The sequence below is a fragment of the Flavobacterium sp. GW823-FHT06G12 genome (genome assembly GCF_058794775.1).
On record NZ_JBXAHE010000001.1, the window covers coordinates 148025 to 160220 of the forward strand.

Here is a 12196-nt window from a genome sequence, read left to right on the forward strand (position 1 = left end):
AACAAGATCAGTTTTAGGAGATAAATTCAACAGAATGTCAATAATTAAGGAGTTACAACAATTGTCAGCATCATTAGAAGGCACACTTTTATTCGATGAGCTTCATAAAATGCTTTATTCTACAGATGCTTCAGTGTACCGAATTAAGCCAAATGCGGTGGCCATTCCTAAAACGACTGAAGATATTGCCAAACTGATTCAATTTGCAGCAGAACATAAGCTGTCGATTACGCCAAGAACTGCGGGAACTTCGCTAGCGGGACAAGCGGTAGGAGACGGATTGGTGGTTGATGTGTCGAAGCATTTTACTAAAATATTAGGTTATGATGCCGAAAGGAAAACCGTAACGGTTCAGCCAGGCGTAATTCGCGATGAGCTGAATTTATTCTTAAAACCTTACGGCGTATTTTTTGCTCCAATTACATCAACATCAAACCGCGCAATGATTGGCGGAATGGTGGGAAATAACTCTTCGGGAACAACTTCGATTCGATATGGTGTTACGCGTGATAAAATTGCTGAGGTAAAAGCGCTTTTAAGTGATGGTTCTGAAGTGGTTTTTAAAGACCTGACTTCGGCTGAATTTATCGAAAAAACAAAAGGCGATTCTTTAGAAAATAAAATATATAAAACAATTTACGACGAGCTTACTATAAAAGAAGCTCAGGAAGAAATTGTAAAAGAGTTTCCGAAACCTGAAATTCACAGAAGAAATACAGGTTATGCCGTTGATATTCTGTTAAAATCGGAATTGTTTAGCGGAACTGAACCCACAATAAATCTTGGGAAATTACTTTGCGGAAGTGAAGGAACTTTGGCTTTTACAACCGAAGTGACGCTGAAAGTGGACGATCTGCCGCCGCCTCACAGCATTATGGTTGTTGGGCATTATCATACCATTCAAGAATCTTTAGAATCGGTTGTGGTGGCGATGAAACATCATTTGTACACTTGCGAAATGATTGACGATACGATTTTGGATTGTACCAAAACCAATCGTGAACACATTAAAAATCGTTTCTTTTTGGTTGGAGAACCCAAAGCAATTATGTTGTTTGAAGTTGCATCGCACACTTTAGAAGATGCCGAAAAACAAGCCGATGCTTTGATTGCCGATTTAGAGCAAAATAATTTTGGTTACGCTCGAGTAAAAATCTACGGAAACGATATTGACAAAGCCAATGAATTGAGAAAAGCAGGTCTTGGACTTTTGGGAAGTATTGTAGGCGACGATAAAGCAGCAGATTCGATTGAAGATACAGCAGTTGAATTGAGCGATTTGCCAGCTTATATTGCAGAATTTTCGGCGATGATGTTGCGTCACGGACAAGAAGCGATTTATTACGCACATGCGGGTGCAGGAGAATTGCACTTGCGTCCGGTTTTGAATTTGAAGAAAACATCAGATTTAAAATTATTCAGAACCATTGCGACCGAAGTAGCGCATTTGGTAAAAAAATATAGAGGCTCGTTAAGTGGTGAACATGGCGACGGAATTGTGCGCGGAGAGTTTATTCCGTTTATGATTGGCGACAAGAATTACGAATTACTGAAAAGAATCAAGTTGGCATTCGATCCAAATTCGGTTTTGAATATTGGGAAGATTGTCAATGCCTTGAAGATGGACGAGAATCATCGTGTAGTTTCGGGAAGAGTTGAACCAGATATTAAAACGTTTCAAGATTTCTCAGATAGTTTAGGAATTTTGCGTGCAGCCGAAAAATGTAACGGTTCTGGAGATTGTAGAAAACTGCCGTCTGGCGGAGGAGCAATGTGTCCGAGTTATCGTGCAACGAGAAATGAAAAAGAAACGACGCGTGCGAGAGCCAATGCGTTGCGAGAATATTTGACGTATTCTGAAAAAGAAAACAAATTTGACCAGAAAGAATTATATGAAGTTTTTGAGCTGTGTGTAAGCTGTAAAGCCTGCGCAAGCGAATGTCCGAGTAACGTGGATGTAGCGACTTTGAAAGCGGAATTTTTATATCAATACCAAAAAGCAAACGGTTTTACGACCCGAAATAAGATTTTTGCCAATAACGCAAAATTGAACAAAATGGGAAGTAAATTCCCGTCGATTACGAATTTTATTTCGAATCAGTCTTTGGTGAAAAAAACAATGGGAATTGCGCCAGAAAGACAAGTTCCGCTTTTGGCGAAAAAGACTTTCAGAAAATGGTACGCCAACAATAAACCTTCACAAACCGATTTTCCAAACGGAAGATTGTATCTGTTTGTAGATGAATTCACGAATTATTATGATGTAAATATCGGAATCGATGCTTTCGAATTATTGACGAAATTAGGCTATCAGGTTTTGGTTGTAGATCATGAGGAAAGTGGAAGAACTTATCTTTCAAAAGGATTTTTGGAAGAAGCGAAGAAAATTGCCAATCATAATGTAAGTGTTTTTAAAGATTTGGTTTTAGAAAACGAACCTTTAATTGGAATTGAACCTTCGGCAATTTTGACTTTTAGAGATGAATATCTTCGTTTAGCCGATGATAAAGAAGCTGCGGAAAAGTTGTCGAGAAATGCTTTTACAATTGAAGAGTTCTTCAAAAAAGAAATCATAGATGGTAAAATCACGGCCGATTCTTTTTCAGAAGAAAGTAAAGAAATTAAAATTCACGGACATTGCCATCAGAAATCTTTAAGTTCTGTTGAAGCGACTTTTGCAATGCTGAATCTGCCAAAAAATAATACAGTTACGATTTACAACTCAGGCTGTTGCGGAATGGCGGGTTCTTTTGGTTATGAAAAAGAACATTATCAAGTGAGTATGCAAATGGGAGAGGATACATTATTTCCAAAAGTACGTGCTACAGCAGGAAATGTAAAAATCGCTGCAGCAGGAACAAGTTGTCGTCATCAAATTTATGATGGAACTAATCGTGAGGCTCAGCATCCTGTTAGTATTTTGAGGAATTGCCTTAAGTAAGATGTGTCTCGTAAATGTGAAAAAGTTTTGCCACAGATTAAAAGGATTAAAATGATTTTTATTTCACGCAGATTTTACAGATTTAAGCAGATAATCGCAGATTTTAAGTATCGCTAGTTTAAAATTAAATCTGCTTAAATCTGCGAAATCTGCGTGAAAAATTATTTAGATAAAGATTAAAAAAAATCATTTTAATCCTTTTAATCTGTGGCAAAAAAAAACTATTTTAAACTAATTTTTTTGCCAGTTTCAGCAGCTTTATAAATAGCGTTGATGATTTTTACATCTTTAATTCCTTCTTCGCCTGTAATATGATTTGGGAGTTTTTGGTTTGCTAAAATCACTTTACAAATCTCATCCATTTGGGTTTGCTGTTGATTTATAACTGGGAAATTAAATGGTTTTCCATCAGATCTTTTACCTACAAATGGACCATAACTTACAGCAGGACTCATTTCGAAGAAACCTTCATCTGCGGCAGCATGAAATCGGTCAATTCCAAAACCGTAAGAACTACTGCAATTGGCAACGGCACCACTCGGAAATTCCATTTGCCACGTGATATTTTCTTCCACTTGTGCAAATCTGTTTTTGTTGTTTATGGTTCCAAATTGCGCCGTGACAGCAATTGGTTCTTCTCCTAAAACATAACGAGAGACTTGAATGCAATAAACCCCTAAATTAATTAATGCGCCACCTCCTGCAAACTTTTTTGTAAGTCTCCATTCATTTCGAGCATTTAAATCAACAGGTTTATTTACGTCGTGAATATCGTAAGTGCTATAACCTAGAGAAGTTTCAATATAACGAACTTGTCCCAAAACTTTTTCTTGCCCCAATAGTTTTACTTCTAGATGATTTGGTTCATAATGCAAACGATATCCCATTGCCAATTGAACGTTATTGTCGTTGCAGGCTTTTATCATTTCTTCACAATCTTCAATAGTAATTGCCATTGGTTTTTCTACAATTACATGTTTTCCAGCTTTAGCAGCACGAACGGTAAATTCTTTATGAAGCGAGTTTGGAGTTACAACATAGACAAGGTCAATATCTTTGTTTTTTATGATTGAATCGAAATTTTCATAATTGTAAATGTTCTTCTCCGGAATATTATATTTCTTTTTCCATGTTTCAGCTTTAGAAGGCGTTCCTGTGACAATTCCGCTAAGTTGACAATATTTAGAAACCTGAAGGCCTTCAGCTAATAATGAAGCATAGTTTCCTAAACCACACAAAGCAATATTTATTTTTTTTCCAGTATAGGGTTTATGAATCTTTTCTGTTTCGGTTACAAAAGAAGGAAGCGAAGTCATGATAACCGAAGCTCCCACACCAAGTCCAAATTTATTTACAAAAGAACGTCTCGTGATTTTTTCCATAAAAATGATTCTTTAAAAATTAAATGCTATTTGTATTAGTAAGCTCATTTTGGGAAATGTTACATTTGTATTTGACTTAACTGTGATGAATGTTAAGATTTTTTGTTTCACGCAGATTTAAAAAGATTTAGGCAGATATCACAGATTTAATTTGTTGTAATTTTTAAAATAAAATCTGCTCAGATCTGCAAAATCTGCGTGAAACAAAAATTTGTGATGATTAGAGTTATCAATGTTAAAAAAGAAAATTCGAGAAATTAGTGTAATTAGTAGCAAAAAAAAACTTAGTGTCTTAGTGTCTTCGTGGCAAGAAAAAAAATCACAAAAAAACAAAATCGTTTTATATATTTGAAATCAGGATAATTTTTGCATTATTTGCAAAATAAAACCAGAACGACTGAATTAAATCAATTTATAATAGCAAAACATATATGGCATTTTCAAGTTTATTCCGAAAAAAAACAGTGCAGGATATTCTGAAACAGGTTGCAAAAAACGAGGCAGATGGACATGAAGCATTAGGAAAGCACCTTACAACCAAAGATTTAACTGCTTTCGGGATTGCTGCGATTGTTGGTGCGGGGATTTTTAGCACGATCGGAAAAGCGAGTGCAGACGGAGGACCAGCCGTAATATTTTTGTTCCTTTTTACTGCTCTTGCCTGTAGTTTTGCCGCTTTTGCTTATGCTGAATTTGCATCGATGGTTCCCGTTTCGGGAAGTGCTTATACGTATTCGTACGTGGCTTTCGGAGAAATCATTGCCTGGATTATTGGTTGGGCTTTAATCATGGAATATGCCGTTGGAAACATAACCGTGGCCATATCGTGGAGTGATTATTTTACAGGACTTCTCCAGAGTGGCGGCATTCATTTGCCGCAATGGATCCAGATGGATTACTTAACAGCTTCAAACGGCTTCAACGATGCCGAGGCTTTAATGCGAGGCGGAAAATCATTTGAAAATTTAAGTGTTGCTTTACAGCAAGCGCATACAGCTTGGACAACAGCGCCAACGATCGGATCTTTCCATTTTGTAACAGATATACCAGCATTATTCATTATTATTTTGATTACTGCTTTGGTTTATAGAGGAATGAAAGAATCTCGTAATGCGAGCAATTTAATGGTTGTTGTAAAACTTTGTGTGGTTCTTTTAGTTATCGCTGTCGGAATATTTTATGTAGATACGGCAAATTGGGATCCGTTCGCTCCAAATGGAGTTAGTGGAGTTTTAAAAGGAGTATCAGCAGTTTTCTTTGCTTATATTGGTTTTGATGCTATTTCTACAACAGCAGAAGAATGTAAAAATCCGCAGCGCGATTTACCACGCGGAATGATGTGGGCAATTATCATTTGTACCATTTTATATATTGCTATTGCTTTGGTTTTAACCGGAATGGTAAAATATCATGAATTAAATGTTGGAGATCCGCTAGCATTTGTTTTCGATAAATTAAACTTAAAATGGATGTCAGGAATTATTGCTGTCAGTGCAGTTGTGGCAATGGCGAGCGTTTTATTGGTGTTCCAAATGGGGCAGCCTCGTATCTGGATGAGTATGAGCCGTGATGGATTGCTTCCGAAGAAATTCTCAACTGTTCACCCAAAATTTAAAACTCCTTCTTTTGCTACTATTGTTACAGGATTTGTAGTAGCGGTTCCAGCATTGTTTTTAAACTTAACAATGGTAACCGATTTATGTAGTATAGGAACTTTATTTGCCTTTGTATTGGTTTGCGCAGGAGTATTAGTTCTTCAAAATAAACCCGAAATTCCAAGAGGAAAATTCAAAACGCCTTATATCAATTCAAAATACATTTTACCAGTTTTAATTATTGTTGGCTTGTATTATGCTTTTGCTTTCAACAGCAAGGCTACTATGGCATTCATTAATAATGAGGCACAAACTTTTGATGCAACTTCAATTGTAACTTCTTTAGATAAAGAAGATTCTCAAAAAGTTTTCAATTATTTAAAGAGCATCGATGTAAATAATAAAACTTCTGAAACTTCAGATTTGGAGCATTTATTAAGCCAATATCAAGATGATGAGGTTAAATATGCTGAGGTTGTAAAAGGACTTCCAATTAAAGATTCATTAAAATACGAAACAGGATTCCAGTTGTTCAAACACAAAATTCCTATGTGGATTTTCTTATTTGTTCTGGTTGGATTGGCAGTTTGGGCTTTTAGAAAAAATCTTTCTTTAATTCCTCTTTTAGGATTAATCTGTTGTTTGTATATGATGGCCGAATTAAGCGTTTGGAACTGGATTTATTTTACAGTTTGGCTATTGATCGGGCTTCTTATTTACTTTACTTATAGTAGAAAAAACAGTAAATTAAACTTTGTAGAAAAAATATAAGTTCAAAAAAAAATATATAAAAAAGCCATTCTGGATATCTCTGGAATGGCTTTTTTATTTGAGAAAAAGATAAAGAGGTTTTTCCTTGCCGAAAGTCCGTTTTTTCTCTAATTTGGGCTCTCAAATTTTTAATTTATTTTTTTTATTACATGAGTTTTCTTGATAAAATATTAGGCAAAAATGAAGCTCCAATACAATCTTATAATGATTTCTGGAATTGGTTTTTAGCAAATGAAAAAGAGTTTTTTAAAACCGTTCAAAGTGGGGAAAATATACATCAAGGCTTTTTTGATAAACTAGTGCCAAAACTAGATGAAATTCATGAAGGAATTTATTTTCTTACTGGAATGTTCGATGATCAAACTGCCGAATTAGTTCTTACGCCAGATGGAGCAATCAAAAACATTTATGTTATTGAAGAATTAGTTAATGCCGCCCCAGAAATTAATGGATGGAAATTCACAGCTTTAAAACCAGCTTCGGATATTAATAATATTGGAATTACCTATCAGGATTTTGAATTTAGTAAAGAAAACTTAAAATTTTATCCTCGCATCCATGAAGGTTACCCAGATGAAATAGATTTGGTAATTGTTTATGATCATTTTATTGAAGAGAAAAAATCTAATGTCACTAATGGAGTGTATATTTTTCTAGACAATTATTTGGGTGAATTGCATTCTGTTGCCTTAATCGATAATTTGGTTGTTATAGGACCAGAAAATGTTTCTGAAGAATTAATTCCAATCGAAAAATTAAAAGACTATTTAATTTGGAGAGAGAAAGAATTTGTTGAAAAATATGAAGGAACCCGACATAATACAGAAAATGACGGTTATGCCAATTTTGAAGGAAAAAGAGAAGATGGTTCTATTGTTTTGGCTTTAATTAATACTACAATTTTAGAATGGGATAAAAAAGCATCGCATCCGTGGGTTTTTATTGTTGCAATTCCTTTTGATGATTGTGATAATGGCGGATTACCAGATGAAAAAACATATAAGCTTCTAGATGAAATTGAAGAAGAAATTATCGCTTGTTTGCCAGATTCTGAAGGATATTTAAATTTGGGAAGAGAAACTGCAAACAATAAAAGAGAAATCTTTTTTACTTGTAAAGACTTTAGAAAACCAGCTAAAATTGCTGATGAACTAATTAAGAAATACAGCGGAGTTTTCGATATAAGCTACGAACTTTATAAAGATAAATATTGGCAATCATTTAGACATTTTCAGGCCAAATAAAATTCAAAAGCCGTTCTGAATTATCAGAACGGCTTTTTTATGAAATTGATGGTGATTTAAAAAGTTTATTTTTTTACAATCTTTTGCATTGTTTCTACACCATTTTCTAAACGGATTGTAATAAAATACAATCCAGAACTTAGACGGCTAACATCAATACTGCTTGTATTAGATTTTCCTTCCTGAACAATGCTTCCTTGTGCAGAAACAATAGTGTATTGGCTAATTGCAATAGTAGAATTAACCATCAAGGTATGATCTACTGGATTTGGATAAAGTCGTACCGCATAGGTTTCTTCTTCTTTGGTGTCTGGGGTAATTGCCATTCTTGAAGTGCTAGAACCCCATGTATAGGAGTAGCCATCAGTTTTACTTAATAAATCGGCAGTTTGATTTGCCGAACCGCTAGAACCATTATTGAAAATGATATTAATTGATGTTGGCCCAGTGATGGTGTATTTATAAAAACCGTTAGTATCTGCTGTCATTGTTACGCCAGGCCAAGTAGCATTTGTTACACTTCCTGAAGGTACAGCATTCCAATAATATATTTTTGGAGTAGTTGTCCAAGTTGTAGGAGGTTTAAAATAGACAGTAAGCGTTGGAACGGCTGTAAAAGTATAAGTTTCTGTTTTTACTGCTGATGCAGCTCCAGAAGTATTGACAACAAAAGCTTTTAAAGTTGTATTTGACGTAAAAGCGAATGATTTACTGCCAATTGCAGAAGCTGAACTCGTTGTTGGAGTTGTGCCGTCTAAAGTGTAATAAATGGTAGAAGAAGTTTCGTTTGCTGTTAAAACAACACTCACAGTAGTTCCAGTTGTAAATGTTCCTCCAGGTTTAGAATTGGTAAAATCTGGAGCAATAACAGGACATCTGTTCGCAGGTTCTGCATTCAGCCAACCAGAATCATAATACTTAATTCCTGCTGTAGCACTTAAATCTCCAGTTTTTAGATTACCATCATTAAAAAGTAAATTTGAAGCGCTTACTGTTGACGGAAAAGTATATTTATACCAATCTCCACAATCTTGCGTCATTGCAACTCCTGGATAAGTTACTGCAGGAGCAGTTCCAGTTGGTGACCAATAATAAATTTTAACCGAAGAACTCCAATTGGATGGTTTCTTAAAATAAACCGTAAATGTAGTAGGAGTAGAAAAAGTATAGGTTTGTGTTTTTATAGCAGAACTTACTCCCGCTGCATTCTTAACAAAAGCCTTTAATGTTGTTGTGCTAGTTATTGTAATTGCTTTAGTGCCAATGGCAGAGGCAGAAGCTGTAGTAGGATCTGTTCCGTCAAGAGTATAATAAATTACAGAAGTGCTTTCGTTTCCTGTTAGCGTTAGATTTAAAGTTGTTCCTGTAGTGAAATTTCCTCCTGCTTGCGAGAATGTAAAATCTGGTGCTACAGAAGGACATCTGTTTGCAGGTTCAGCACTTAGCCAACCGTTATCATAAAATTTGATTCCGCCAGTTGAATTTAGATCGCCAGTTTTTAAAGAACCGTCATTAAACAATAAATTTGAAGCGCTTACTGTTGATGGGAAAGTATATTTATACCAGTCTCCACAATCTTGAGTCATTGCAACTCCAGGATAAGTTACCGCAGGAGCAGTTCCTGTTGGTGACCAATAATAAATTTTTACAGCAGAATTCCAGTTGGATGGTTTTTTAAAATAAACCGTAAATTCTGGAAGTGCTCCAATCGTATACGTTTTGGTTACAATATCAGATTGATTGCCATCTTTGTCAACAGCAAAAGCTTTAATTGTTGTAGTCTGTGTAATGTTGATTGTTTTTGTCAACTCCACAACTGGCGAAGCTGTTGTTGGAGTAGAGCCGTCAATTGTATAATACAATTTTGGCTTCGGATCTGTGCTGTCTGTTGCTGTAATTGTTACATCTATGGCTGTAGTTGAATTTCCGGCCTCAGGCGTAAAAGCTATTTTTGGTGCAACATCTAAGTTTTTCCCAACCCAAACGTGCTGAATTTTAGATTTAGTGGTATTTCCTTTTTTATCAGTTACTTCGACATAATAGTCTAATAATTTTTCTGATATTCCTGCAATTTCGGCAGAATATTGATTTGCAATTACATCTGGAAGCATGTATAAATCGGCTTGCGGATTATTGGTAACATTTCCTTTTGGAAAAACTCTTTCTGCCATAGGCAATGTTATCCAACTTCCTACTTCGCTTCCTCCAGCATAAGTTTCATTTTGATTAGAATTAGGACTATTTTTTCCATCAACATCAATTCTGTATTTTAATTCGGCTTTCTCAATACCGCTTACATCATAAGCAAAAGTATATACCGTAAAATCGGCAGAGTTTAAGAAATCTTTATAAGCGTAAGGCGCTCCATATCCTTTTTCACCAGGATTATAAGGCCAACGTTGCGGAATAAATACAGATGGTTTCGTTGCATCAACTCCAGGATGGGCATCTAAAGTTGGTTTTGCAAATTGCACACATCGATTAACAGCAAGAGTTGTTTTTATTTCAAGATCTTCAGCTAATCCATAATAAGCATTTCCGCTGTCATATCCAGCCATTAAAAAATGCCATGCTTTTTCAGCAGGACTTACTGCAGAGGTCGGATTTACAATTTCGCTCATTCTAAGATTATTGCCTTCCAATTGTTCAGCCATAATTGCGTGGTTTTCTCCAGCAGTTGTTATCGCTTGATTCATCATATCTTCGGTCCAGCCATTCGGATTGAATTTCTTGCTAACAGGATCGTAGAAAGGCCAAAGCCAATTGGTAAACTGCGGATGTCCAAAATCTCCATCTGCGTTTACCCATGCGCCATCTTCTACGTGCACAACCGCCGATTCTGGAACAGGATTATCATATAGATATTGTGGAATCGTAGTAGCGATGTTTCCATTTGCAGAAGATGCATGAGAAAATCCCGTTACCGATTCATTGTAATAAGACGATCCGCCACCCCAAGCATTATCTCCATCATGAGCAAATAAGACCAATGGAGGTCTAGGCGAAGTCGATGCTTTTGCCACAATTGGAGCAATTAATGAAGTGCCTATTGCAGCGTATCCATCTTCATAACTCTCGTAATCTGCCATTGGAACTACAGTGATTTTATATTCTTGAGCAGTTTCTGGATCAACATATTTCGCTTTATACGGAAGATAAGAATAAGGTACGGCAAACTGTCCGCCACGGGCATCTTTTTGGGCAGAGAACCAAGTCCCTCCAAGCGTTTCAACTTGATCGGCTTTGTTTGGAAGATCACACATGGTTCCGCCAGAGCCATATTTTATTGGATAATCAGCTAAAGTTCTTGATAAATGGCTGTTAGCAATTACCGACCATTCAATACCGCATTCAGCTAAAGTTTTTATAATTCTTTCAGAAAAAGCGCATTCTGCTGGCCAATATCCTTTAGAATCGTGGCTTCCAAATAATTGAGCGCTGTAATATTGATGCGCTTTTATTTCTTTCTTTAAAGCTTCATCACTCAATAAAGGCGAAAGCGCATGATGCATAGTGAACGAAACTACTTCCATACGAGAAAATCCGCCAGAAGTTTTCCAAGCTTTTGCATCTTTGATATTCTGTGTCCAAGAATTAGAATATCCCCATTGATTTGCTTGGGCTAATTCATTCACATTTTCCATCAAAGAACCGCCGTAAGTAATTTGAGCTCCAGCTTTGCTCAAATCACGAATAGAATTAATTGCATTTTTTGGTGCAAATTGATAAGCGGCAACACGATCTCCGGCACCAAAAATTTCTTCAAGATTGTTTGTTGGATGCGCCAGACCGTTTTTGTCATTGTTAGCACCAGAAACTTTCAGGTCTTGCGATTCTTTTACGATTTGATAGCGATTTGGGTTTTTCTTACTTATATCTCCCCAATAAGTCGGTTGGTGAAGATGCCATAAATAAGATGTATGCACTTGTGCTTGCAGAAATAAAAAAGGAGCAAACAATGCATAAAACAAAAGTAGGTGTTTTTTCATAATTTCATTTTAGTTAGTTAAGTGGTTAAATTTCTGACAAAAATATATTTTATTAACATTTGAAATACGTAATAATCTGAAATTCAATCACTACAACGTTTTAGTGTTTACAACTTTATTAGAAACGATGAGTTAAAAAACATTAATCGTAAAATTTGTTAGTTTTTAGTGTGTAATTCATTTTTGAACTATTTAAGTTGTTGTAAATGAGTTTTTAATGTTTTTTTTTATAAACGAAAAAAATCCGCTAAGAGAAGAAAATCTTTAGCGGATT

5 protein-coding genes are annotated in these 12196 nt (G+C 35.6%); 3 read left to right on the top strand and 2 right to left on the bottom strand.

Annotation, left to right across the window (positions count from 1 at the left end; all coding sequences use genetic code 11):
* The first annotated feature begins 34 nt into the window (after positions 1-34).
* Complete coding sequence (locus AC1Q5Z_RS00540) at positions 35-2941, top strand: FAD-binding and (Fe-S)-binding domain-containing protein (RefSeq protein WP_492443315.1); 2907 nt, start codon at positions 35-37, stop codon at positions 2939-2941.
* Positions 2942-3162: 221 nt separating this feature from the next.
* Here AC1Q5Z_RS00540 and AC1Q5Z_RS00545 read toward each other — a convergent pair whose 3' ends face one another.
* Positions 3163-4323, bottom strand: coding sequence for a Gfo/Idh/MocA family protein (locus AC1Q5Z_RS00545; RefSeq protein WP_492443317.1), 1161 nt, complete (start codon positions 4321-4323; stop codon positions 3163-3165).
* Between the two features lie 431 nt (positions 4324-4754).
* Between AC1Q5Z_RS00545 and AC1Q5Z_RS00550 the strand changes: the two genes are divergently transcribed.
* A complete protein-coding gene (locus AC1Q5Z_RS00550) occupies positions 4755-6689 on the top strand; it encodes an amino acid permease (protein ID WP_343586248.1) in 1935 nt (644 codons plus the stop codon).
* A 149-nt stretch (positions 6690-6838) separates the two neighbouring features.
* On the top strand, positions 6839-7933 hold the full coding sequence (locus AC1Q5Z_RS00555) for a DUF695 domain-containing protein (protein WP_492443320.1): 1095 nt from the start codon (positions 6839-6841) through the stop codon (positions 7931-7933).
* Positions 7934-7998: 65 nt separating this feature from the next.
* On the opposite strand, the gene AC1Q5Z_RS00560 is transcribed toward AC1Q5Z_RS00555, so the two are convergent.
* Positions 7999-11922, bottom strand: coding sequence for a starch-binding protein (locus AC1Q5Z_RS00560; RefSeq protein WP_492443322.1), 3924 nt, complete (start codon positions 11920-11922; stop codon positions 7999-8001).
* Positions 11923-12196 lie beyond the last annotated feature (274 nt).